The sequence below is a fragment of the Paenibacillus sp. FSL F4-0100 genome (assembly GCF_037993005.1).
In the GTDB taxonomy this organism is placed as follows: domain Bacteria; phylum Bacillota; class Bacilli; order Paenibacillales; family Paenibacillaceae; genus Paenibacillus_AQ.
Genome location: NZ_CP150303.1, coordinates 56,209 through 80,000, shown reverse-complemented (window position 1 = coordinate 80,000; position 23,792 = coordinate 56,209). Strand labels below are relative to the sequence as shown.

Below are 23,792 nucleotides of genomic sequence, written 5' to 3'. Positions count from 1 at the left end.
ATCACGGCCCATTGCAAGACCAACGCCTTTAGCTGCTCCGTTCGTTCTGGTTCCCCAACCACAATAATCATAACGCCAAGCAATATAACTCCTATCATCCACGCCAACACATGGCGATACCACCCCTGGCGTTCACGCTTGGCGCGAGCCGCTCCATGTTTCGGGGCTGGCTCCGGTTTCTTACCATCTGCAAATCGGTGAGCAAACCGGGCGTCGGCCCATTGGATCATTCGATGCCCAAAAGCAATCGTCACCCCGATATATACAGCCGCCAGTCCATGCATGAATCCGGCCTCTGCCCCGCCACGCAGATCTACCATGGTTACGGCTATCAATAATAAGTCGATGATCGGCGTACACAGCAGCAGTATTCCGCCCGTTCTTTTCATTCCAAGCAAATATCTTGCACTTAATCCAGCGAGAACAAATACCCAGAATAAAATTTCACACCCAATAATAAAAGCTCCAATTATTCTCCGGCCTCCTTATTTAATACGTTTGTGCTAAATAAATGTAGCACAGCTTTATTCTCAGAACAAGAGAGAATCGGGATCCCCATACAAAAAAAAGGCAGCCGACTATAGAGATCTATAGCCGACTGCCTCTTCCACAATCTATTAATGGAGCAAACGCTACTACTCCTTATTACGCATGTGCGGGAACAGTAAGACATCACGAATGGATGGGGAATTCGTAAGAAGCATGATCAAACGATCGATCCCGATACCAAGTCCGCCTGTTGGCGGCATACCATACTCCAATGCACGCAAGAAATCTTCATCCATCTCGTGCGCTTCGTCATTGCCCTGTTCTTTTTCCTTCATCTGCGCTTCAAAACGCTGACGCTGGTCGATCGGATCATTGAGCTCCGAGAAGGCGTTCGCGTGCTCACGCGCCACGATAAACAGCTCAAAGCGATCCGTGAACCGCGGATCCACGTCGTTCTTCTTCGCCAGCGGCGAAATCTCAACCGGATGACCGGTTACGAACGTCGGCTGAATCAGTGTCTCTTCAACGAATTGCTCAAAGAACGCGTTCAAGATGTGGCCGAATGTCATATGCGGCTCTACCGGAACTTTATGTTCTTTTGCAAGACGATGCGCTTCCTCGTTGGACATGTCCACACTAAAGTCAACGCCGACTACTTCTTTTACGGCATCAACCATGGATACACGACGCCATTGTGGCGTCAGGTCAACTTCGTGCCCTTGATAGGAAATCACTTGTGTACCCAGCACCTCTTGGGCAATATGGGCAATCATATTCTCGGTCAGTGCCATAATATCTTTATAGTCTGCATAGGCTTCATAGAGCTCTATCATCGTGAACTCCGGATTATGACGGGTAGAGATCCCTTCATTCCGGTATACGCGGCCAATCTCATACACTTTTTCCAATCCGCCCACGATCAGACGCTTCAGATGAAGCTCAATCGCGATCCGCATATACAGCTCCATATCCAGCGCATTATGATGCGTAATGAACGGACGTGCCGCCGCACCACCAGCGATCGAATGCAAAGTCGGAGTTTCCACTTCAAGATAGCCTTGGGAATCCAGGTAACGGCGCATCGATTGGATAATACGGGAACGGGCAATGAAGGTCTTCTGCACATCTGGATTGATAATCAAGTCGACATAACGCTGACGGTAACGGAGTTCCACATCCTTCAAACCATGGAATTTCTCAGGGAGCGGATAAAGCGACTTCGAAAGAACCTCCAGCTCCTTCACCTTAATGGTGGTTTCACCGGTTTTGGTCTTGAACAAGACCCCTTTGACCCCGATGATATCACCCAGATCAAGGATGCTGAATGCTTCATATTGCGCTTCTGGAATCGAATCCTGTCGAACATAGATCTGAATCCGGCCGCTCAAATCTTGAATATGAGCAAAAGAAGCCTTGCCCATGCCGCGTTTAGCCATAATCCGGCCGGCCAGGTTCACTTCCACCTGCTTCTCTTCCAGTTCTTCCTTGGAGAGCTCGTCATACTGTTTCAGAATATCACCTGCGTGATGTTCTCTTTCATATTTTCCGCCAAACGGATCGATGCCCAGCTTGCGAAGCTCGTCCAATTTGTTGCGGCGGATTTGCAAAAGCTCACTTAACTCCTGTTCTTGTTCCTGGTTATTCATTTCTTCCGTCATCGTCATTCATCTCCTTCATTTCACTACCATCGTAATCCCCAACAGCACAAACGCCGCCACCCATTACATGATCCGGACAGCCCCTTGAATAACTTGTACACATTCGGTTAGGACTTAACGGTAGGGCAGCCAAATCAAGACATGCCATTAACCCATTAAGCCCCTAACACAGCCTTGCCTATTCAAAATAACCCCACAAAGTGGAGCCTATGCTACGATGCTTATTCCAAATACTTTGCGGGGACCCCAAAAAACTTATAAATTCTAATATGTTAAAAAAGCCCCCCGAAGGAAGCTTTCTACACCACATTCCGACTTACTTCTTAATGTCTACAATTTTATATTGAATAACGCCCGCAGGAACGTTAACATCTACAACCGATCCTTTTTGCTTGCCAATAATCGCTTTGCCGACAGGACTCTCGTTAGAGATCTTGTTGTTAAGCGGATCCGATTCAGCCGTACCTACAATGGTATATTGCATCGTGTCGCCGAATTCCAAATCCTCTACGATCACCGTGTTGCCCACGCCGACGACATCTGTATTGATATCATCATTGTTGATGATGCGCGCATTGCGGAGCATTTTCTCCAGCGTTATAATCCGGCCTTCGATAAAGGCTTGCTCGTTCTTGGCGTCTTCATATTCGGAGTTTTCACTAATATCACCATAACCGATGGCAACTTTAATCCGCTCAGCCACTTCGCGGCGTTTTACAGACTTTAGATTCTCAAGTTCGTCCTCCAGTTTCTTCAGACCGTCCTGGGTAAGAATGACTTCTTTATCGCTCATTAACCGATTCTCCTGTCATGTAAATAATTTAAACCACGGTATCAACATACTATATGCGAATTCTTGGGGATCAGAACTTCCCTCTGATGCCTGCTCAATTTCTTGAATTTATACTGAAAGATTATATGGGAACCATTTCAAAAAGTCAATGCGCGCAAAGGCTGTTACGAATGTCGCATACACGCACCCATTAACAGCCTGCACCCCTAATTATCCCATCGCCGCAACGACTTGAGGGTATACACTTTTTGTCGATTCTTCTTGGGCCTCCAGATTGTTCACAAAGTTGTTCAGAAGGTTCACCATTTCGTCGCGCTTCGTTTCTTCCATAATCATATCTTTAATGCGAGCGGATCCCTTCAGCCCTTTCAAATACCAGGAAAGATGCTTGCGCATTTCCCGTACCGCAACCGCTTCGCCGCGCAGAGCGATCAACCGGTCCATATGCAGAATGGCAATCCGTATTTTCTCCTGCGGAGCCGGATCCGGCAGCAGCTGGCCTGTCTTCAGGTACTCCACGGTACGATACAGCATCCATGGGTTCCCCAGCGCTCCGCGGCCGATCATGACACCATCGCAGCCTGTCGTATCCAGCATTCGGCGAGCATCCTCCGGCGTCACCACATCGCCGTTACCGATAACCGGAATGGCGACGGCTTCTTTCACTTGGCGAATGATGTCCCAATCCGCGTGCCCGGTGTAGAGCTGCTCGCGCGTACGTCCGTGAACGCTGACCGCCTGACCGCCCGCGCGTTCGACAGCTTGTGCATTTTCGACAGCATAGATGTGATCGCTATCCCAGCCTGTGCGCATCTTCACCGTGACCGGTTTGTTCACGGCATCAACAACGGCCGCTACCATTTCATAGATTTTATTCGAATCCAAAAGCCAGCGCGCACCCGCATCAACCTTCGTTACCTTCGGTGCAGGACAGCCCATGTTAATGTCGATGATGTCGGCATTGGTTTGCTGATCGACAACTTTGGCCGCTTCCACCAAGGATTGACGGTCACCGCCAAAAATTTGCAGGCTCAGCGGCTTCTCCCGCTCGTCGACGAACAGCATCTCCTGGGTGCGCTTGTTCCCGTGAACAATGGCCTTGCCGCTCACCATTTCGGCGCAAACCAAACCGGTACCGAATTCCTTAGCAATCAAGCGGAACGCTGGGTTGCACACGCCTGCCATGGGCGCCAGAACCACTTGGTTCTTCATCTCGATGTTTCCGATTTGCAACTTGTCCATTTTATGTGTCACCCCTTTATATTCAGATATTTATAGTTGAAAGATCCCGGTTATCGTGAAAGGGATCCATAAGTTTCAAACCAACCCATCATACTCATGAATCGCACCCTCGTCCAGTCCGCAAAAATTACATGTCTTGTAGATCGCATCCAGAAGCATCATCCTATATTAATGGCCGGGTTTAATGAAAATAAACCTGCACCGGCTTTTCTATTCAGAGGTTCTAGCTCCGTTCCTTAAGCTCCTGCAATGTAATCTCCAGCACGTCCGCAATCTGAGCCAGCATCTGCTCCTCGGCACGGCGGTTCCCCCGCTCAATCGCACCAAGGACGGCCAGTGATATACCGGTTCGCTCGGCGAGCTCTTGCTGGGTTAAACCCTTCAATTTTCGGAAAGCGCGGATACGCTGCGCCAGCTGCTTGTTTTCCAAAGCTGTATTCCTTCCTTTCCTTCCAGGTTCTCAAGTGCGGTCTTCACTACAGGGTACAGACCTGAAGGTTCGAGCTCAAATACAATATCGGCCAGCGGTCTGAGCACAAAAGCCCGTTCCTGCATACGGGGGTGCGGCAGAACAAGGTCCGGCGTATCCAGACGGCGTCCTTCCATCCATAACAGGTCCAAGTCCACCGTCCGCGGCCCCCAATGAATATGACGGACCCGGCCGAGCTGCTTTTCAATTCGCTGCATTTCGGCAAGCAGCTCATGGGGACTCAGCGATGTCGACACGGCTGTGGCCATATTAAGGAACATCGGTTGATCCACATAGCCGACGGGTTCGGTTTCATACAAGTTGGATACGCGCTCTACCGATATGCCAGGTACTTCGTCCAACCGTTCTAAAGCCTCCATCAGGTTACCCTCGCGGTCTCCCAAATTGGCCCCTAAAGCAATATAAGCCTCTGAACACTCAGAGGTGGCGTGTGAATTCATGATCGTCTCACTTCCTGGTCCGGTGCAGCTCAATGGTCACACCTTCAAAATGAATGTCAAAAGGCGGGTGCGGCTTCGTCAATCGGACCGTTAAAGCATCGATAATAGTATAAGTGTCCAATACCTTAGATGCAATATGCTCCGCTAAAGCTTCAATCAGGCGGAACGACTCCGTCCGCATAATATCCAGCAAGAGATCATGAATCTCGGCATAATTTACCGTTAACGTCAGGTCATCCGTCTTCGCAGCTTTGCTCAAATCCATCTCCAGCTCCAGATCCACATAGAATCGTTGACCCAGCTTGCGCTCTTCCTCAAACACACCGTGGTAGCCGTAGTATTCCATGCGGCTCAGTATCATTTTATCCATCTCGTATTCCGCCCTTCCATCCTTTGTCCCGAAAAAAATTATATACGTGTAAGCTCCCTTGAAGCGTAAGTCATGGCATCACACATCTTAGCTGTCCGTTTCATATGCAAAACGTCATGCACACGAACGATCTGGCAGCCTTGCGCAATCCCGTAAGCCACCGTAGCGGCCGTTCCTTCGAGAACATCTTGCGCCGGGGCGCCAAGTGCGGTCTGGATGAACCTTTTGCGGGAGGTAGCCAGCAGCACCGGAAACCCAAGCCCTACAAGCTGATCGAGGGAGGCCATCACTTTCATGTTCTCGTCATAGTCCTTGGCAAACCCGATACCCGGGTCGAGCAAAATATGCTGATCCTGCACACCTGCAGCCCGTGCAATTTCGACACTTTCCAGCAAATCGCGCTTTACGTCCTCGATGAGATTAATGTAATTCCGATCGCGGCGATTGTGCATCAAAATCACGGGACATCCGAGCTCTGCCGCTGTCTTGGGCATATCCGCGTCGTCTTTAAAGCCCCAAATATCATTTATGATATGAGCGCCCGCTCCAATAGCCTGACGCGCAACTTCCGCTTTATACGTGTCAATTGATAATGGAATATGCGGCGCATGCCGATGGATGGCTTCTATAACCGGGATAACGCGGGCGAGCTCCTCTTCAGCTCCAACCGGCTCATGGCCAGGACGCGTCGATTCTCCGCCGATATCGATGATGTCAGCTCCCTCTTCCACCAGTTGAAGCGCGTGCTCGACCGCCCGCTCCGTGTCGTGATAACGACCTCCGTCGGAGAACGAATCCGGCGTCACATTCAATATGCCCATAATGAGCGTGGATTGACCGAGCTTTAACACAGCATCCTTGCTCAGCCGATATTCACGTTCGTAAATCGTTGTTTTCATGCCTTTTGCCCTGCTTTCCTTCTATATGCGCTCAGTAATGTACGGGTTATCGGACCGGCTAATCCTTGTCCAATAACTAGAGTCTCGCCTTCAGCTCCAATCAACGTCGTAACCGGAACAATCTCCTGCACAGAACCGGTCGTAAATATTTCATCCGCTCCAGTGAAAAACTCCCAGCTGTAACGGCCTTCTTCAACTTCCATCCCAAGATCGGCAGCCAATTCCAGCACCACGGCCCGGGTAATCCCCGGCAAAATGCCCGTACTTACGTCAGGCGTATATAAACGACCCGCTTTGACAAAAAAGACATTGCTGACAATGCCCTCCGCCACTTCCCCGGCCGCCGTTAGCATCAGCCCCTCTGTCGGACCATCCGAGTGGCTGGGGTATTCGGCCAATTCCCGCTTTGCGAGTATATTGTTCATATAATGCAGAGATTTCAGTCGAACCGAGGATTCCGGTGTGTTTCGCGGAAGGGACAGCCTCCGCATGGCTCTGCCTTTCTCGTAAAGCATTTCGTTTGCGGCCGGCAGCTCTTTGGCGAATAAAATCTCGGAAGGCTTCAAATAATCGCCAGCAGGCAAACCGAGCAGTCCCTCTCCTGCCGTTACAGTATACCGGATATAAGCATCCTGGAGACCATTGGCCTCCATCAGTTCCGATATCCAGCGGCTGATCCTCTCAGCATCCGCCCTGTGGACGATCCCGAGCTCCCGGCAGCTGTTCATGAGCCGGCTCAAGTGCCGCTCTATTAAAAAAGGCTTCCCCTCGTAAGTGCGGAAGGTCTCGAATAACCCCATTCCGTACAGAAGGCCGTGATCCATTACAGGTATGACAGCTTCGGCAGCTTCAACGATGCCGCCGTTCATGCCAATAAACTTCATGCTTTGGTGCCAGCTGTACGCTTCAAGAAATTGCGCAGCATCTGATGGCCATGGTCCGTAATGATGGATTCCGGATGGAACTGCACCCCTTCTATGGGATAATGTTTATGCCGAAGACCCATGATTTCGCCCTCTTCGGTCCAGGCGGTAATCTCCAGCTCATCCGGCAAAGTTTCCTTCTCAACGATCAGCGAGTGATAGCGCGTTGCGGTGAACGGAACCGGTAAGCCTTCGAAGACCGAGCCGCCCGTATGCTGGATCGCGGATGTTTTCCCGTGCATCAGGCGCTCCGCACGAATCACGTTGCCACCAAAGGCTTGCCCGATCGCCTGATGGCCGAGGCAGACGCCGAAGATCGGAATCACACCCTTGAAATGCGAAATCACATCCAGACTGATGCCGGCTTCATTCGGCGTGCACGGTCCCGGAGATATCAGGATATGGTCCGGGGCCAATGCCTCGATGCCAGCGATGTCGATCTCATCATTCCGGTAAACCTTCACTTCCTCGCCGAGCTCACCCAAATATTGAACCAGGTTATACGTAAACGAATCATAATTGTCGATGACAAGTATCATATTAGTTCCCCCCTATATTCGCGGACAACACTGCCGCTTCTTCTTCACTGCATATCAGTGCAGCAATCAAAGCCTTTGCCTTGTTATGACACTCCCTGTATTCCCGGTACGGATCGGAGTCAATGACAATCCCCGCACCCGTCTGAATATAGCCGACCCCATCCTTCACGGCGAGGGTCCGAATAATAATGTTGAGCTCCATATCACCATTATAATCGATCCAGCCCATGGAGCCGGTATAGGGTCCCCGCGTCACGGGCTCCAGCTCTTCGATGATCTCCATGGTCCGGATTTTGGGTGCGCCTGTAATGGTACCGCCGGGGAACGCTGCCGCAATGACATCATGTGCATGGTTGCCCTCTGCAATCCGCCCTTCTACTTGCGACACCAGATGCATCACGTGAGAGTACCTCTCGACAGTCATCAGCTCCGGAACATGCACGGTTCCGTATGCGGCAATGCGGCCAATGTCATTACGCTCCAAATCGACCAGCATAATATGCTCCGCCCGTTCTTTCTCGCTGCCAAGCAGTTCCGCTTCCATTGCCGCATCCTCTTCCGGATTGCTTCCCCGGCGCCGAGTTCCCGCAATCGGTCGTGCAGATACGACATCGCCATCCAGCTTCACCAGCAATTCCGGTGAGCCGCTAGCCAAGCTGAAGCCCGGCGAGGATAAATACCCCATATACGGCGACGGATTCAGGATACGCAGCCACTCATAAATATCCGCGGGGTCCGCATGCAGTTGCAAATGACGGCGCAGAGACAAATTGACCTGAAATACATCACCCTGCCGAATATATTCTTGAATCGAGCGTACCGCCTGCTCGAACGCTTCCTGCGTAAAATCAATCTCCAGCCGATCCCAAATCTCGACATTCGGCCCTGACAGCTCTTGCGCTTTCTTCCATCGTTCCTGCCGTACGTGCTCATCTTCGGACTCCGAGCCGTTCCCTACGACTGTTCCGAACATTTGATTCCATTGGAACAGCATCGATTCAGCCCTTACGACAGCCCGATCATATAACTCCTGCAATAGCTTCTCTTGATCGGTTGAAAGCACCGAACCTCTGGATGCATCAACAGAAGCACCGGATGCCGCCTTTTCCTCCGAAACTTCCCCGGTCCCGAATGCCCAAGGCAGAGGGACATGTACCGAACAGTAGATGCTGTCATCTGTATGATCATAGATCCAGATCTCTTCCATGCGCATCCACATATAATCCAGGAACCCCGGCTCATCTTTGGCCATCTTGGGGAGCTGCTCAATCGATCGGATTACATCGTAGCTTAGAAAACCGGCGCAGCCTCCGCGAAAGTCCGGCCAGCCCGGAACACGGGGAGCCCGCCATTCTTTCATCCACTGCTCTAACAGATGCAGCGGCTTTCCCGTTACCTGCGTTCGCGAATCCCCCGACAGCTCTATGATCTCTCCATAGCTTCCCTTCCCCTGCAGAATGGACACTGGCCGCAATCCAAGATACGTATAGCGTCCACCCTTACCGCTCTCCAGCACAAAGGCATACGGCGATGCCGCTTTCCATGCATGTCTCCATGACAGGGGTAACCCTCTTGTTGCTCCTTTATATTGAACCAGATAGGGAACGACGGACCAGCCCTCTTTAGCCCATGCCTGCCACTGGGCCAGCTCCACTCTTCTCTCCATGCCGATCCTCCCTTAGTCATCAAAAGCCTTACTGTTGCCTGTCAGTATACTGTATCCCGCTTCTCTTGAAAACCCTAAATAGAAGCTCGTCCAACAATAATTTTTGGAGCGGTCATCCCGTGGATTCCAATAAAGCGTTATCTTAGGGACTAGTATACGCAAAAAGCCCTCAATGCTATAAAAACACATTGAAGGCTCCTTCCTTGTCACGCATTATTTCACACAGATGAGGTGAGACCATGCGCGCATATTACAATATCATCTTACTCGTTACTCGAAGTTATATAGCGGCGTGCTCAGGTAACGTTCTCCATTACTTGGGATCACGGCTACCACCCGCTTGCCTTTACCAAGCTCTTTGGCAACCTTCAATGCCGCATATACAGCCGCACCAGAGGAAATACCGCCAAGAACGCCTTCTTCCTTCGCCACACGGCGGGAGGTTTCAAAGGCATCATCATTCTCAACATGAACGATTTCATCGTAGACTTCTTGGTTCAAAATTTCGGGAATGAAGTTTGCGCCAATGCCCTGGATTTTGTGAGGACCTGGTTTGCCTCCGGCAAGGATTGGCGATGCAGCAGGCTCAACTGCAATGACCTTAATATCAGGGAATTGCTCTTTCAGCACTTCGCCCGCCCCTGTAATCGTTCCGCCTGTTCCGATACCTGCCACGAACGCATCCAAGGAACCGCCGATGGATTGGATCGCTTCAACGATTTCCGGACCTGTTGTTTCACGGTGGATTTTCACGTTGGCTTGGTTATTGAATTGATCGGCCATAAAGAATCCGGCATTTTCCTTCAGAATTTCTTCCGCCTTCTTAACCGCACCGTTCATTCCTTCCGATCCCGGTGTCAGTACCAGTTCCGCGCCATAGGCACGCAGCAGGTTGCGGCGCTCCAAGCTCATGGTTTCAGGCATAACGATAACCGCTTTGTAGCCTTTGGCAGCTGCCACCATAGCTAGACCAATACCGGTATTACCGCTTGTTGCTTCAATAATGGTATCGCCCGGCTTCAAACGCCCGTCCTTCTCCGCTTCTTCCACAATGCTGATCGCGATCCGGTCTTTAACGCTTGCACCCGGGTTCTGGTATTCCAGCTTCAGATAAATCTCTGCGCTATCCTCCGGTACGATCCGGTTCAAACGGACGAGTGGAGTTCCACCGATTAATTCTGTCACATTGTTTACGACTTTTGCCATGAATGAAGCCCTCCTCTAAATATGAATCTGAATAAACTAGTAAATCCATAATGGTGTTATACATTCTAATGTCGAATCATTAAATTTGTGGTGTCTGGATGTTGAAAGAAAAGCAGAGCCAGCATATAGACTCTAATTCTTGATTATTGAGGTTGCTGATATCCGAGTAAAAAGGTAGGTTTTTATACCTTCATCTTAACAACGTTACGTGTCATTGTCAATATCCCACACCTCGAAAATCAACATTTCTAGGTGGATTTTCCTCCGCCTCCCGAACGAGGAAACGCGAATTCGTCTCTAGCCATGCACGCTCAGAAAGCCACCATTCCTCAGTGAATAAAACCTTTTGCAACCTTCAACGCAAAAAAAGCTCCTGCAGCCACATCTTACTCCGCCACAGCGAGCTTTCTCCATGTTCTTCTTCTATTTACAACGTGACCGTACCAGCGCTAATCCGGGCCTCGTATTTCTCGCGAAGCTGACGCTCCAGTTCGGATAAAGACACCGACTGCTCTAGGGCCAGCTGCTTACGAACCGCCTCGCGGACACTTTCCTCGCTCGGGGCCTGAGGCTCGATAATTTCCTTCACATAAACAATGGCATAGGTGTCTGTGAGTGAGATCGGTCCCGCAATATCCCCGGGCTCAAGCGTTGAAGCTGCATCCAGCAGTGCCGGCGGCAAGAAGGGATCATCCTCCTCGACCAAGCCGATCTGCCCGCCGTCTTCGCGAGTATACTCATCGAGAGATACCTGAGCCGCGAGATCCGCAAAAGCTTCTCCATTCTCCAGCCGATCCATGACCCGTTCTGCCTCATCTTCCGAAGCGACCTCGATCATGGATAAACTCAACTGCTTCTTGGGGCGAAATTGGTCAGGGTACTGTTCCAGATACGAATCGATCTGCTGCTCTTCGATGTGTACGTCGGAAGTCGCAATTTTCTCAAGCAGCAGCCGATACATCGTCTCTGTCTTTAATTCACTCTCCGTAATGCCAAGCTGATCTTCCATTTCCGATAAGAAACGTTCCTTAGAACCGTAGCTGTGGCTCATGACTTCGATTTCTGCATCGACTTCCGCCGGCATAACATCAATATCCTTCGCTTTGGCCTCCAGAGCCACGGCGTGCCGATTCAGCATGGTCATCAGCATTTCGCGGCCATAACGTTTCTTTAGCTCGTCAACCCACTCGTCTTCGGTAATCGCCCTGTCCTGGATGGATGCAACTGGTTGGGAGCCATCTTTCCAAGGTGGTGAAGCCTCTTGCGATAAATTCCCGGAAAACAGCATCCAGGCGCCCATACCCAATACGCATGCTGTCAAGACAATGACGGTCGCCCACAATCCCTTCTCTTGTCTCGTCATCACGGTCGCTCATCCCAACGTTAAGATTTGGCCCGCTCTAGCACGGATTTTAGCTGTTCTCTATCGAACGTATATTTTTCATTGCAAAAATGACAAGAAACTTCGGCCTTGCCATCCTCTTCGATCATCTGCTCAAGCTCTTCCTGCCCCAAGCTGATCAAAGCGCGCTCCACCCGCTCATGCGAGCAGTCACAGCTGAAGTACACGTCCATTTCCTCCAAAATGGTCACATCCGGAACTACTCGTTTCAGGATGTCTTCCAGTTCCAGTCCTTCTTCCAGCATCTCGGTGATCGGTGGAATCTTACTCAGCGCAAGCTCCAGCTCCGTAATCTCATCCTCGGTAACGCCAGGGAGAAGCTGAACGATGAAGCCGCCCGCATTTGCCACGGAGTAATCCGGTGAAACCAGCACACCCAGGCTTACCGCCGAGTTGGTCTGTTCGGATACGGCAAAATAGTATGTGAAGTCTTCAGCGAGCTCGCCCGAAATAATCGGTACACTGCCACGGTAAGGCTCCTTCAACCCGAAATCCTTGATCACATCAATATGGCCGGTGTTCCCTACAGCAGCGGCAACATCCATCTTACCCGGACGGATATTCGTCAGCTCCACATGCGGATTTTTGACATATCCGCGGACCTCGCCGTTGGCATTACTCTCCGCCGCAATCAAACCGATCGGTCCGTCGCCTCGCACTTGAATGCTAAGACGCTCGTCTCCTTTCAGCATAGCTCCCATCATCGCTGCTGCTGACACGGTGCGGCCCAAAGCGGCTGTGACGACAGGAAACGTATCATGTCTTTGGCGAAGCTCTTCAACCAAATCGGTTGTCCGAACGGCAAATGTCCGTACTTTCCCGTTTAATGCTGTTCCCCGCAGCAAACGGTCTTTTTGATTACCCATCTTGAGGCCTCCTTGTCTTTCTAGTTGTTTGTAATATCTAACGGTTTTATAGCGGTTCTAGTTACGCTCATAAATAATACGCAAGCCTTCTAATGTCAGAAGGGGAGAAATCTCTTCAATGGACTCCGTTTCGCTGGCAATCAGCTCGGCCATTCCCCCGGTAGCGATAACCCTAACATTGTCCGTACCCATCTCGGCTTTTATACGCTTGACCAGGCCATCAACCTGTCCCGCATAACCAAAAACGATACCGGCCTGCATGGCATGTACGGTATTGCGCCCAATTACTTTTTTCGGCTTTTCGAGCTCTACGCGAGGAAGCTTGGAAGCACGCTGTACCAAAGCCTCAGTAGCAATGCCAATACCAGGCACAATCACTCCGCCAAGATAATTGCCTGCCTCATCAATGCAATCAAACGTCGTCGCCGTACCGAAATCCACCACAATCAGCGGCCCCCCGTACTGCTCGACGGCTGCTACTGCATTCACGATCCGGTCAGCGCCAACCTCGCGCGGATTCTCATACCGCAGATTCAGTCCTGTTTTGATCCCCGGTCCTACAATCAGGGGCGCCTTGCCAATATATTTATTGCACATCTCCTCGACCACACGTACAAGAGGAGGAACTACGGAAGAAACAATTACGCCTTCTATTTGGCTTACCAATATATTGGACATTTGAAACAAATTGTGAATCAGTACACCGTATTCATCCACGGTGGACTGACGCGATGTACTGATTCGAAAATCATGCAGCAGCTTCTTCCCCTGATACACACCCAGTACAATATTGGTATTCCCTACATCCACAACTAGAATCAACCTTCTGTCCCTCCTTTCTTCGCATTCAGATCCAGACTGATATCGAGACTATGGAAAGAATAAGTAAGCCGACCAACGGATATCACGTCGACCCCGGTCTCGGCAATCCCGCGTACGGTCTCCAGCGTCACGTTCCCCGATGCTTCGACCCGCACATGAGGCGCCTTGGCCTTGATTCTTCGAACAGACTCCGCCATCATGTCATGACTCATGTTATCCAGCATAATAATATCTGCGCCTGCAGCCAGTGCTTCCTCCACCTGCGCCAAGCTCTCGGTTTCAACTTCTATCGTCATGGTATGTGGAATATGGGCTCTTGCCCGGCTGACCGCTTGCGCGATTCCTCCTGCACCCTTAATGTGATTATCCTTAATCATAACGGCATCGTACAGACCGAAACGATGGTTCGCGCCGCCGCCAACCCGAACAGCATACTTCTCGAGCATTCGGTGGCCTGGTGTCGTTTTGCGGGTATCCACCAATCTTGTCGGCAATCCCTCGAGTACATCTACAAAAGAACGTGTTCTTGTTGCAATACCCGACATACGCTGAAGCAAATTCAAAGCGAGACGCTCGCCTGTCAAAATACGATGAGTGCTTCCTTCCACCTCAGCGAGAACCGTTCCCTTTTCAACCTCGTCCCCATCCCGAACCAATGCCGTAAACGTCAGCGACGGATCAACCGTTTCGAATACCAGCTCTGCTACCGGCATCCCTGCCACGATTCCAGCCTCCTTGGCATGGATAACCCCCTTGGATTCATGACCCGGCTCAATGGTGGTGAGAGTCGTAATGTCCCCCGACCCAATATCCTCTTGCAGCCAGGTCCGTATACTCTGGAGAAGGCCATCGTTGTATCCGTTAAACATCATCGCTTAATTCCTCCGTCATTTCTTGATCCCGTGTATGGACAATATGTTTCTGCCATACGCTGTCATTCCGCTCCGGGAAATCCTCACGGTAGTGGGCTCCCCGGCTTTCTTCACGACCCAGCGCACCCTGCACCACGAGTAAGGATGCTGTGAGCATGTTGGCAAACTCGTATTCCTCACGCTTGGAAAGCATCGAATGGAACAATGGCAGCTGACGGCCGAGCTCTTCTGCTGCTCTTAATAGAGTATCCCGATTTCTCCGAAGTCCTGCATAACGTACCATCACCTTCTGAAGCTTCAAGCGCTTTTCCACCATTGCCTGGGACGGGGCGTCCTTGCGACCGAGATGGAATGATACATGAAGTGGATCTCCTGAGGGTTCCGGCAGACTCTTAATGCGCTCGACAATACGACTGCCGTACACAATTGCCTCCGACAGCGAATTGCTGGCCAAACGGTTCGCCCCGTGAACACCGGTAGACGATACCTCCCCGCAAGCAAATAAACGCTTCACGCTGCTCTCGCCATGCAGATTGGTTTTGATGCCCCCCATCATATAATGCGCAGCCGGGGAGACCGGAATCCAATCTGACGATAAATCGAGTCCATATTGCATGCAGGTTTCATAAATCGTTGGGAATCGATGTTTGACCATCTCCGGCGACTCATGGGTAATATCCAGATAAACAAAGGTAGACCCCGTTCCTTCCATCTCACTGACAATGGCCCGTGCTACAATATCCCGTGGCGCCAGCTCCAGCAATTCATGGTATTTGGGCATGAACCGTTCCCCTCGTATATTCCGAAGAACGGCACCTTCACCCCGAACCGCCTCTGATATAAGGAATCGGGGCGCACCCGGATAACTAAGCGCCGTCGGGTGGAACTGTATAAATTCCATATCCCGAATTTCTGCGCCTGCCCGATAAGCCATGGCAACGCCATCCGCTGTGGCAACCTCCGGATTGGTCGTATACCGGTACAATTGACCGGCGCCGCCGGAACACATCACCGTCGCCCGTCCACGTACGAATACCCGTTTGCCGTCCGGCATCTGTACTAAAACGCCATGACACTCTCCCTGCTCGGTAATCAGGTCAATGACAAAATGATCGTCCCACACCTCTACATTGTGAAGCATTTCAACCTGAATGGAAAGGGCACGCACGATTTCATATCCGGTTGCATCCCCGTTGGCATGAAGGATCCGGCGATGACTGTGCGCGCCTTCTTGAGTGAGTGCGAGCTCGCCATTCTCCACATCAAACATCGTACCGAGCCGAATCAGCTCTTGAACACCGACCGGGCCCTCGTTGACAAGCACATCCACCGCGGTTGAAGAACATAGGCCCGCCCCTGCCAGGAGGGTGTCCTGCCGGTGGTAGGCCGGAGAGTCATCCTCGGCTGTTACGGCTGCAATCCCTCCCTGTGCATAACGCGTGTTGCTTTCAAGCAGCGATTTCTTCGTAATCAATAGCACATTCTGAGTCGCGCTTGCCATGATCGCCGTATATAAACCCGCAATGCCTGAACCGATCACGATGGCATCCGTCTCAATGACCGGAAGATCGTTCAGCTCAAAATCAATTAAATACTGCGGTATCACGATGCCTCACCTGTCTTTTCACGAAAGAGTAGCGCATGCTACTTAACTTGTAACATGCGCTCTAATGAAGTTCTGGCTTTCTCTGCAACGACCGGCGGCACATAAATTTGCGGCTTCATCGTTTCCAACGCTTTAACCAGCTTTTTGAGGTTATTCACTTTCATATTCGGACACACCAGGAACTTCGTAGCGAAGTGGAACGATTTATCCGGGCTATCCAATCGAAGCTGATATCCGGTTCCATCCTCTGTGCCTACAATAAACTCCTTGGAAGATGAATTTTTGCAATATTCTAGGATAGCGGTGGTACTCCCTACAAAATCGCCCATCGCAACAACCTCAGGACGGCATTCCGGGTGCACCACAAATTCCGCATGAGGATATTTGGCCTTCATCTCGACAACATCCTTAACCGTCAGCATGTCATGCGTGTTGCAATACCCTTCCCAGATAATAAGCTTCTTGTCGGTATGCTGCTGAACATAATGTCCCAGGTTTTTATCAGGCACCCATATAATTTCATCCGAATCCACCGACTGAATCACTTTAACGGCATTGGATGACGTACAGCAGATATCCGTTTCGGCTTTGATCTCAGCCGATGAATTGATGTATGTGACCACTTTCGCATTCGGATGCTGCGCTTTCAGCTTCCGAAGTCCGTCCACGTTCACCATATCCGCCATAGGGCAGCCAGCCCGCTCATCCGGTATAAGAACCGTCTTGCCCGGTGCCAGAATTTTAGCGCTCTCGCCCATAAAATGCACACCGCAAAATACGATGACCTCAGCATCGGTTTGTGCTGCCTTCTGCGCGAGCAGGAAGGAATCCCCCCTGAAATCAGCGACCTCTTGTATTTCGTCCCGTTGATAATAATGAGCCAAAATGATTGCATTACGTTCCTTCTTCAATTGCATTAACCGCTCACGCAGTTCACGGTTCTGTTCTGCTTTACGCTCCAGTGCCAAAGCTTCCATGATCGACCCTCTCCCTTTATGTAGTCCGGCGGTTCGCCGCTGATGACCATGTGACTTTCAGGATGGTTTCCACCTTTGTGAAAGGATGCGCATCCTTATTTAACAACTAATGTACACGTTCGTTCTGCCCCCTGTCAATGTGATAGAAAGCACAAAAAGAACCGGAAAACGAATTATCGTTCTCCGGTTCTTCAATTTTATTCGGTATTCGATGTTTTATCAGCGAATATTACGTTAAGCTGCTGTTACCGTTGTCCGATCCGCCTGGAGGATCCTTGCGCTCGGAATCTTTTCGCTCCGGCCCTGGATCATTCGAATCCATCGGGTTGTTCGGAATTTCTTCCGTGGAAGTCGGCTGCTCGCCGTCTTCTTTCCCTTGGATACGAACTTTCACGTCGCCAATGTTGTCGATGATCGGTTCACCATTCTCGGTAGAACCTTCTCCTTCACCGTCGCCACTGCCGTTGCCTTCAGCTGATCCGGTCTCAATGAGATTCTTGATTTGCTCAAGCTCCAGCGTTTCCATCTCGAGGAGCGTGTTCGCAATCAGGTGAACCTCTTTAGCATGTTTATTCAGGATCTCTTTACATTTCTCATAGCAATCATTAATAAATCGCTGCATTTCCTGATCGATCTCATAAGCGATTCGATCACTATAGTTCTGCTCATGTCCGATATCACGTCCAAGGAACACTTGTCCTTGGGATGTACCGAACTGCATCGGTCCGAGCTTCTCACTCATACCGTATTCCACAACCATGCTGCGGATAATGCCCGTCGCTTGTTGGAAGTCACTATATGCTCCGGTTCCGATTTCACCAATGAACAGTTCCTCAGCAACACGGCCGCCGAGCAAACCGGTTACGCGATCCAGCAATTCCTGCTTCGTCACGAGCATCCGATCTTCCTTCGGCATCATGATGACATATCCACCGGCACGGCCACGAGGAATAATCGTTACCTTGTGCACCGTATCCGCATGCTCAAGGAAGTAACCCACAATGGTGTGACCTGCTTCATGGTAAGCTACGATACGTTTCTCGCGATCACTGATCACGCGGCTGCGTTTCTCCGTACCGACGATAACACGGTCAATCGCCTCATCCACTTCTCGCATGGAGATATCTTTACGGTTGCGGCGAGCCGCAAGCAAGGCAGCCTCGTTCAGGAGATTCTCCAGATCGGCGCCTGTAAAACCGGTTGTACGTTTGGCGATGATGTCAAGTTTAACATCCTTCGTCAATGGTTTGTTGCGTGCATGAACCTTCAGTACGGCTTCACGGCCCTTCACATCCGGGCGATCCACGGTAATCTGACGGTCAAAACGTCCCGGACGAAGAAGCGCCGGGTCCAAAATGTCCGGGCGGTTGGTCGCAGCAACGATGATAATGCCTTCGTTCGCTCCGAAACCGTCCATTTCAACCAGCAACTGGTTGAGTGTCTGCTCACGCTCGTCATGACCGCCGCCAAGTCCGGCGCCACGCTGACGACCCACAGCATCAATCTCATCAATAAAGATGATACATGGTGCATTCTTCTTCGCGTTCTCGAACAAGTCACGTACACGAGAAGCACCGACACCGACAAACATCTCAACAAAGTCGGAACCGGAAATACTAAAGAATGGCACTCCTGCTTCACCAGCAACGGCACGAGCCAGGAGCGTCTTACCTGTTCCCGGAGGACCGACAAGCAGAACGCCCTTCGGAATGCGAGCGCCAACCGTGTTAAACTTGCGCGGATCTTTCAAGAAGTCAACAACTTCAACAAGTTCCTGCTTCTCTTCATCTGCTCCGGCTACATCCTCAAATGTAATCCGTTTCTTCTCTTCATTATATAAGCGGGCTTTGCTCTTACCAAAGTTCATCACTTTGCCGCCGCCGCCTTGGGCCTGATTAAACAGGAAGAAGAACAGAACAAACATAATGATGAGCGGAATAAAGGATGAAAGCAATGTCAGCCAAATGCTTTGGCCTTCCATTGGCTGCACGGACAGTTTGACGTTGTTGCTGTCACTGGCTGCAGTCAGCTCTTGCATCGCTGCATCCGTGGCAGGAATATAGGTTGAGAAATTCTCCGATTTTTTCTCTTCGGAAATCTCCCTATACTTACCGGTCACCAGATAAGCGTAACCGTCAAATTGTACCGTCATTTCCTCTATGTTGTTAGCTTTGACTTCCTGCCGCAGTTGATTATAACTAGGGGCATCGGCTTGCTCGCCGCCATTAGTAACGAATTGTACTATGCCCACCACGACTAAAAATAGAATCAAATAAAAACCAGAATTCCGGATGAACCGACTCATCCCCTACCTCCTCTCAAGACACATAAGATATTTTACCACAGCCTGTCTGGCCATCTCAACAAAGGGCCCTGAACTGTGATAGCAGCCCATTGCCGCGGTTTAACTGCTGTAGATTTCCGGCTTCAAAATCCCGATGTAGGGGAGGTTCCGGTAATGCTCGGCATAATCGAGCCCGTATCCGACAACAAAAGCATCCGGTAGCACGAATCCGGTGTAATCGGCCTGCAAATCCACCGTACGGCGTGCCGGCTTGTCAAACAGCGTGACAACGCGCACCGAGTTTGCCTTGCGGCTCTTCAAAAGCTCAATCAAATGGCTCAGCGTAAGACCGCTGTCGATAATATCCTCCACAATCAGCACATCCCTGCCTTCAACGGATGCGTCCAGATCTTTAATGATCTTCACCACGCCGGAGGATTTGGTTGATGCCCCATAACTGGATACAGCCATGAAATCCAACTCAAGAGGTACTGTTATGGATTTAACCAAGTCGGCCATAAAAATAAATGCACCTTTAAGAACGCAAATAACGAGTGGATTGCGTCCCACATATTCGGCGCTGAGTTTGGAACCAAGTTCCTTAATCTTTGCGTGAATCTCTTCTTCACTGATGAGTATTTCCTGAATGTCATTCTGCAACTTAAGTGGACCTCCTACGTTTATACTATGAAAGCGTGAAACGGGCCATTCTTCGTTTTACACTTGCCTTAAGCATCCGATAGCTCCATCCGGAGAACTCGTGATGTGTGCCGCCCGCAAGCGGCGTGAACGGAACGTCGTACACCTGGAATCCACACGATGCTGCCAGAACCGTCACAAAGAATAGGAATCCGGGCACGGACAGACGGTGGGATTTTCTCATCAATGAGAATATCTTTCACCTTTTTGCTTCCGTTTAATCCCATGATCTTCATCTTGTCCCCCGGCTGTCTGTTACGCAAGGTTAAGGGAAACCTCAGCTCATCCGCATCAAAATCCGCCACAAAGGCTGATGGTCTGGAGCCGTTCCGGCTTTCGCTTCCTGTCATTGACGACAATTTCAGCATTTTTCCGATTTCCTTAACATACTGCTGCGAAACATCAGGAGAATCAAGAATGTATATGTACTGTCCCTGTTCATTCGGAGGCTTAGGCCAAAACTGGATCACTCCATACTCACGAACACAGGTAATGCCGTCACCCAGATCCAGACGCCAGTTGCTTCGCTGATCGTTAAGAATGCCATGGCGCACCGTTTCAATCTTGACAAAATCGGTGTTTTCCTGGTCTGAGGGCAGGTAATTTAATATTAGTTTAATCAAACGCCGTTGTAAAGCGACATGTAAGCCCAAAAAGGAAGGCGCGTCGAAAGCGAGCCTCCCATCGTTCTCCTGTACCATACTCCGAAATTGCTTCGCAGCTTCAAGCTCCACAAAATCATCCTCCTGCTGGACTATTTCGGCCAGCTGATTGAGTGAGGAGGAGAACTGCCCATTATATCGTTCCAGAAAAGGCAATACTTCCAGGCGAATCGCATTACGGCGGTACTTCGTCTGTAGATTGCTATCATCCACCGCATACTGGAAACCGCATTCGTGGCACAGCTCTACGATATCCGCCTTGTACATACGAAGGAACGGGCGGATAAGTTCCACTTTTTTTTCCGTGCGCTTAAATTTTATTCCGGCAAGTCCGGACAAGCCGCTTCCACGCAGAAGCCTCATGAGTACCGTCTCGGCTTGGTCGTCAGCATGATGAGCCAGAGCCACGGAGCGCGCATTGTATTTATGAGCCGTTTGCAGCAAAAATTCATAACGCTTCTCTCTTGCAGCCTCCTGCCCACCCTTACCGCTCTCTTCCATATAAGCAGGAATATCGATGAACGCCGTTTCAAATGGAAGTCCGAGCCGCTCCGCCAGTTCACGCACCATCTCCGCCTCTTGGTCCGACTCTTTCCGAAACCCATGATGCACATGGGCGCAGATCAATCGGAGCGGTGTCCGGTGCAAAGAAATTTCATGCAGCACGTGCAGGAGCGCAACGGAATCAGGCCCGCCGGAAACAGCGACCACGATGCTATCGCCTTCTGACCACAGATCAAACTCTGCGGCTGTACGCTCGACATGGTTGACGAATGTTCGTAAATAATCCTGTTTCACTTCCAGGTCCCCTTTAGAGGTTGTTCAAAAAGCCCGCTTTTGATAAGAAAACCCCTATCGAGGCCACTTCAAGGATGAGCGACCGCGATGCATAGGTAGGTTTTCTTGCGATATAGAATTTCATCAGTTCCACTGATAACTCATAAATTCTATATCTAACACGAAGTGAATCAGGAAGCCACTCGGCTTGAATTCAGCCGGGCCTAAGCAGATGCTTTCGAAGTATGTTTCCTGCGGAAACATTTCAGGTGCTCACGTACCCAAGCGTACGCTCCACTCCTGACGTCCCTAGCTTCATCCAACTGAAGCGTTTTGAAAAAACGCACATCGGGAGCATAAGCTTCGGTGCTGAAAACCGACCTTTTTGAACTCGCACCTTTATGAACTCCCAGTAACAAGGTAACAACTTCATGAGCGGAAGAAAAAATAAACAGCAAGGGCCATGATTACTAACGATAAACCAAACGCGTTCTTCAGCCAACGCGGAGTTCGTCCTGGATTAGGACGCACGTTCCTGCCCGAACCTTCGTATATTCGTTTTCTCCACTCGTTCAACGCTTCCCGTGAATCCGCGAAATCCCCCGATAAAGCCTTGTTCAGCCAAACAGCGTATGGTTTGAACACAAGGTTTCTTCGCAGCACCAGCTGCAGATCTGCAACACTACGGGTCTGGGGAAGCTGACAAGACGCCTCCCGTAATGATTTCTCATCCAGCAGGCCGATACACATCACGGCAAACGAGAACAAATCATAGGTTACGTCGCCAGTCCGGCTTCCGGCATTCCAGTATCCCCGATCATACCATTCCGTAAACTGCTTTACGCTGCGTCCGAAAGGGCTGACGCCTCCGTAATCGATCAGTTCCACTCTACCGTATGCCGAGACCATCACATTATCCGGCTTCAAATCACCGAATGCATAACCGGATGCATGCAGAACGGACAGCTTCTCGAGCAGCTTCAGTCCGATCAATCCGATCCAGTCGGCACCGCGTTTGCGAATAAAATGATGCAGCGGACTCCCCTCAATGTAACGCATAACATAGAAGGACACTTCGCCACTGCCGTCATGATGATCGTCCGCCTCCACGAGATACGGGTCCGGCATCTGTTCTTTTAACGCATTCAGCACATTAATTTCGGATTGAAGATCCAGAGCGTCATACCCTACTTTCAAAGCATAACGCCCCCGTACTCCTGCCCGGTGAACCAGATACACCTTGCCGTTAGCCCCTTTGCCGAGCATACGTTCCACGATGTACCGGCTGTTCCGCCACTTGCCTTTAATTACGGTTCCTGGCGGATAACCCGGGTTAGACAACGTAGTCACCGAGCATCCCTTCCTCTTGGCTGGAATGACCCTGCCATGATTGATTACCTTCTAGTGTACCATATCGGTAAAATTCAATCACCTTTAACAAGGCAGGTCCAGTCGGCGTCGCCCCTCTCATCTGCAGGCGGCTGAACATTCCCCGGGCGCCGTCAAGATCTGAGGTCCAATTCACGTCCATCACGATATCCTCGCCGCTGTGTTTTCCAGGAAAATGGAATACGGACAATTCGCTTGAGCCTGCGCGCGCTTTCAAACTCAGCATCAAATCACGTATCGCTTCCTCAACGGCAGCCAGCTTGGGTTTCATACTTGCACTTGCATCGATTAACAGCGCGACCTGCAGTGATGATGTCTCAGCCAGCTCATCCACCACTTCCACGACCTGCGAACGCTTGTCCGGCGGAAGCTCCTCCAGCGACCCGCCCCCCAGAATATGCTGTATCTCCTTATTTACCGCTTGTTGGATCGTCTGAACCACCGTTTTCCGAGTCATCATCTGTATCGTCTGCGCCAGCTGCGGTGTGCCTACGATCCGGTGTATGCCTCCTCCCGCTTTGGCTATCTCCTGAATTTCCAATCCCCCTAGCTCACCGATCGTCCCGTAATCAAGAACCCCCACCACATTCACAACAATACCATCCTGGAGCGCATGGGCTGCGGCCAGAACTGGACTGGCCCCAACGTTAGAGCACCCGTCCGTAATCAGTAGAATTTGCTTCATAATAAATGATCGCCTCCGTCTCATCCATTCCTATCG

The 23,792-nt window shown here is 50.6% G+C and carries 23 protein-coding genes (1 of these 23 running past the window's edge); all 23 read right to left on the bottom strand.

The genetic code is table 11. From position 1 onward, the window contains the following. Positions 1-473: the 5' portion of a hypothetical protein gene (locus MHH48_RS00380; protein WP_076326678.1), read on the bottom strand. The gene continues 64 nt to the left of window position 1, outside the view; the window shows 473 of its 537 coding nt (coding positions 1-473); it begins with the start codon at positions 471-473; its stop codon lies beyond the left edge, outside the window. Positions 474-635: 162 nt separating this feature from the next. Next, positions 636-2,147, bottom strand: a complete 1,512-nt coding sequence (gene lysS, locus MHH48_RS00375; protein ID WP_076326679.1) for a lysine--tRNA ligase — start codon at positions 2,145-2,147, stop codon at positions 636-638. Positions 2,148-2,463: 316 nt separating this feature from the next. Continuing rightward, positions 2,464-2,940, bottom strand: coding sequence for a transcription elongation factor GreA (gene greA / locus MHH48_RS00370; protein ID WP_076326680.1), 477 nt, complete (start codon positions 2,938-2,940; stop codon positions 2,464-2,466). Positions 2,941-3,150: 210 nt separating this feature from the next. Then, complete coding sequence (gene dusB / locus MHH48_RS00365) at positions 3,151-4,182, bottom strand: tRNA dihydrouridine synthase DusB (RefSeq protein WP_076326681.1); 1,032 nt, start codon at positions 4,180-4,182, stop codon at positions 3,151-3,153. Between the two features lie 223 nt (positions 4,183-4,405). Further along, positions 4,406-4,612: a helix-turn-helix transcriptional regulator gene (locus MHH48_RS00360; RefSeq protein WP_076326682.1), complete on the bottom strand. Its 207-nt coding sequence runs from the start codon at positions 4,610-4,612 to the stop codon at positions 4,406-4,408. Beyond that, positions 4,564-5,112 carry a 2-amino-4-hydroxy-6-hydroxymethyldihydropteridine diphosphokinase gene (folK, locus tag MHH48_RS00355; RefSeq protein ID WP_076326683.1) on the bottom strand — a complete coding sequence of 183 codons (549 nt, stop codon included), beginning with the start codon at positions 5,110-5,112 and terminating at the stop codon, positions 4,564-4,566. The genes MHH48_RS00360 and folK overlap by 49 nt, the downstream gene beginning before the upstream one ends. Before the next feature lie 7 nt (positions 5,113-5,119). Then, positions 5,120-5,482 carry a dihydroneopterin aldolase gene (gene folB, locus MHH48_RS00350; protein ID WP_006207454.1) on the bottom strand — a complete coding sequence of 121 codons (363 nt, stop codon included), beginning with the start codon at positions 5,480-5,482 and terminating at the stop codon, positions 5,120-5,122. Between the two features lie 38 nt (positions 5,483-5,520). Next, positions 5,521-6,381 (bottom strand): dihydropteroate synthase, encoded by an 861-nt coding sequence (folP, locus tag MHH48_RS00345; protein WP_076326684.1) that lies wholly within the window; start codon positions 6,379-6,381, stop codon positions 5,521-5,523. Further along, positions 6,378-7,265 (bottom strand): aminotransferase class IV, encoded by an 888-nt coding sequence (locus tag MHH48_RS00340; RefSeq protein ID WP_076326685.1) that lies wholly within the window; start codon positions 7,263-7,265, stop codon positions 6,378-6,380. The genes folP and MHH48_RS00340 overlap by 4 nt, the downstream gene beginning before the upstream one ends. Continuing rightward, entirely contained in the window at positions 7,262-7,843 is a 582-nt protein-coding gene (gene pabA / locus MHH48_RS00335) for an aminodeoxychorismate/anthranilate synthase component II (protein ID WP_076326686.1), read from the bottom strand. The genes MHH48_RS00340 and pabA overlap by 4 nt, the downstream gene beginning before the upstream one ends. A 1-nt stretch (position 7,844) precedes the next feature. After that, complete coding sequence (locus MHH48_RS00330; protein WP_076326687.1) at positions 7,845-9,509, bottom strand: anthranilate synthase component I family protein; 1,665 nt, start codon at positions 9,507-9,509, stop codon at positions 7,845-7,847. A gap of 270 nt (positions 9,510-9,779) precedes the next feature. Beyond that, on the bottom strand, positions 9,780-10,715 hold the full coding sequence (gene cysK / locus MHH48_RS00325) for a cysteine synthase A (RefSeq protein ID WP_076326688.1): 936 nt from the start codon (positions 10,713-10,715) through the stop codon (positions 9,780-9,782). A 427-nt stretch (positions 10,716-11,142) separates the two neighbouring features. Further along, complete coding sequence (locus MHH48_RS00320; protein WP_076326689.1) at positions 11,143-12,078, bottom strand: peptidyl-prolyl cis-trans isomerase; 936 nt, start codon at positions 12,076-12,078, stop codon at positions 11,143-11,145. Between the two features lie 20 nt (positions 12,079-12,098). Further along, on the bottom strand, positions 12,099-12,983 hold the full coding sequence (gene hslO / locus MHH48_RS00315) for an Hsp33 family molecular chaperone HslO (RefSeq protein WP_076326690.1): 885 nt from the start codon (positions 12,981-12,983) through the stop codon (positions 12,099-12,101). A gap of 57 nt (positions 12,984-13,040) precedes the next feature. Then, positions 13,041-13,805, bottom strand: a complete 765-nt coding sequence (locus MHH48_RS00310; RefSeq protein WP_076326691.1) for a type III pantothenate kinase — start codon at positions 13,803-13,805, stop codon at positions 13,041-13,043. Then, the gene (nadC, locus tag MHH48_RS00305; RefSeq protein WP_076326692.1) at positions 13,802-14,677 is read right to left on the bottom strand and encodes a carboxylating nicotinate-nucleotide diphosphorylase; all 876 of its coding nucleotides are present in this window, start codon (positions 14,675-14,677) and stop codon (positions 13,802-13,804) included. Before nadC ends, MHH48_RS00310 begins: the two co-directional genes overlap by 4 nt. Continuing rightward, positions 14,667-16,283: an L-aspartate oxidase gene (gene nadB / locus MHH48_RS00300; RefSeq protein WP_076326693.1), complete on the bottom strand. Its 1,617-nt coding sequence runs from the start codon at positions 16,281-16,283 to the stop codon at positions 14,667-14,669. The genes nadC and nadB overlap by 11 nt, the downstream gene beginning before the upstream one ends. Positions 16,284-16,321: 38 nt before the next feature. Beyond that, entirely contained in the window at positions 16,322-17,260 is a 939-nt protein-coding gene (gene nadA, locus MHH48_RS00295) for a quinolinate synthase NadA (RefSeq protein WP_076326694.1), read from the bottom strand. A 229-nt stretch (positions 17,261-17,489) separates the two neighbouring features. Beyond that, positions 17,490-19,565 carry an ATP-dependent zinc metalloprotease FtsH gene (gene ftsH, locus MHH48_RS00290; protein ID WP_076326695.1) on the bottom strand — a complete coding sequence of 692 codons (2,076 nt, stop codon included), beginning with the start codon at positions 19,563-19,565 and terminating at the stop codon, positions 17,490-17,492. 99 nt (positions 19,566-19,664) lie between these two features. Beyond that, complete coding sequence (hpt, locus tag MHH48_RS00285) at positions 19,665-20,204, bottom strand: hypoxanthine phosphoribosyltransferase (RefSeq protein ID WP_076326696.1); 540 nt, start codon at positions 20,202-20,204, stop codon at positions 19,665-19,667. A gap of 68 nt (positions 20,205-20,272) precedes the next feature. Then, on the bottom strand, positions 20,273-21,703 hold the full coding sequence (tilS, locus tag MHH48_RS00280; RefSeq protein ID WP_076326697.1) for a tRNA lysidine(34) synthetase TilS: 1,431 nt from the start codon (positions 21,701-21,703) through the stop codon (positions 20,273-20,275). Positions 21,704-22,111: 408 nt separating this feature from the next. Continuing rightward, the gene (locus MHH48_RS00275; protein ID WP_076326531.1) at positions 22,112-23,032 is read right to left on the bottom strand and encodes a serine/threonine protein kinase; all 921 of its coding nucleotides are present in this window, start codon (positions 23,030-23,032) and stop codon (positions 22,112-22,114) included. After that, positions 23,016-23,756, bottom strand: coding sequence for a vWA domain-containing protein (locus tag MHH48_RS00270; protein ID WP_076326532.1), 741 nt, complete (start codon positions 23,754-23,756; stop codon positions 23,016-23,018). Before MHH48_RS00270 ends, MHH48_RS00275 begins: the two co-directional genes overlap by 17 nt. Positions 23,757-23,792: the final 36 nt, after the last annotated feature.

What these genes read in the sequence shown, in the direction of transcription:
- folP (WP_076326684.1), bottom strand. Translation starts at nt 6,381, where the DNA reads ATGAAAACAACGATTTACGAACGTGAATATCGGCTGAGCAAGGATGCT.
- dusB (WP_076326681.1), bottom strand. Translation starts at nt 4,182, where the DNA reads ATGGACAAGTTGCAAATCGGAAACATCGAGATGAAGAACCAAGTGGTT.
- nadA (WP_076326694.1), bottom strand. Translation starts at nt 17,260, where the DNA reads ATGGAAGCTTTGGCACTGGAGCGTAAAGCAGAACAGAACCGTGAACTG.
- MHH48_RS00270 (WP_076326532.1), bottom strand. Translation starts at nt 23,756, where the DNA reads ATGAAGCAAATTCTACTGATTACGGACGGGTGCTCTAACGTTGGGGCC.
- ftsH (WP_076326695.1), bottom strand. Translation starts at nt 19,565, where the DNA reads ATGAGTCGGTTCATCCGGAATTCTGGTTTTTATTTGATTCTATTTTTA.
- MHH48_RS00330 (WP_076326687.1), bottom strand. Translation starts at nt 9,509, where the DNA reads ATGGAGAGAAGAGTGGAGCTGGCCCAGTGGCAGGCATGGGCTAAAGAG.
- lysS (WP_076326679.1), bottom strand. Translation starts at nt 2,147, where the DNA reads ATGACGGAAGAAATGAATAACCAGGAACAAGAACAGGAGTTAAGTGAG.
- folK (WP_076326683.1), bottom strand. Translation starts at nt 5,112, where the DNA reads ATGAATTCACACGCCACCTCTGAGTGTTCAGAGGCTTATATTGCTTTA.
- folB (WP_006207454.1), bottom strand. Translation starts at nt 5,482, where the DNA reads ATGGATAAAATGATACTGAGCCGCATGGAATACTACGGCTACCACGGT.
- MHH48_RS00320 (WP_076326689.1), bottom strand. Translation starts at nt 12,078, where the DNA reads ATGACGAGACAAGAGAAGGGATTGTGGGCGACCGTCATTGTCTTGACA.
- greA (WP_076326680.1), bottom strand. Translation starts at nt 2,940, where the DNA reads ATGAGCGATAAAGAAGTCATTCTTACCCAGGACGGTCTGAAGAAACTG.
- nadC (WP_076326692.1), bottom strand. Translation starts at nt 14,677, where the DNA reads ATGATGTTTAACGGATACAACGATGGCCTTCTCCAGAGTATACGGACC.
- pabA (WP_076326686.1), bottom strand. Translation starts at nt 7,843, where the DNA reads ATGATACTTGTCATCGACAATTATGATTCGTTTACGTATAACCTGGTT.
- hslO (WP_076326690.1), bottom strand. Translation starts at nt 12,983, where the DNA reads ATGGGTAATCAAAAAGACCGTTTGCTGCGGGGAACAGCATTAAACGGG.
- MHH48_RS00340 (WP_076326685.1), bottom strand. Translation starts at nt 7,265, where the DNA reads ATGAAGTTTATTGGCATGAACGGCGGCATCGTTGAAGCTGCCGAAGCT.
- cysK (WP_076326688.1), bottom strand. Translation starts at nt 10,715, where the DNA reads ATGGCAAAAGTCGTAAACAATGTGACAGAATTAATCGGTGGAACTCCA.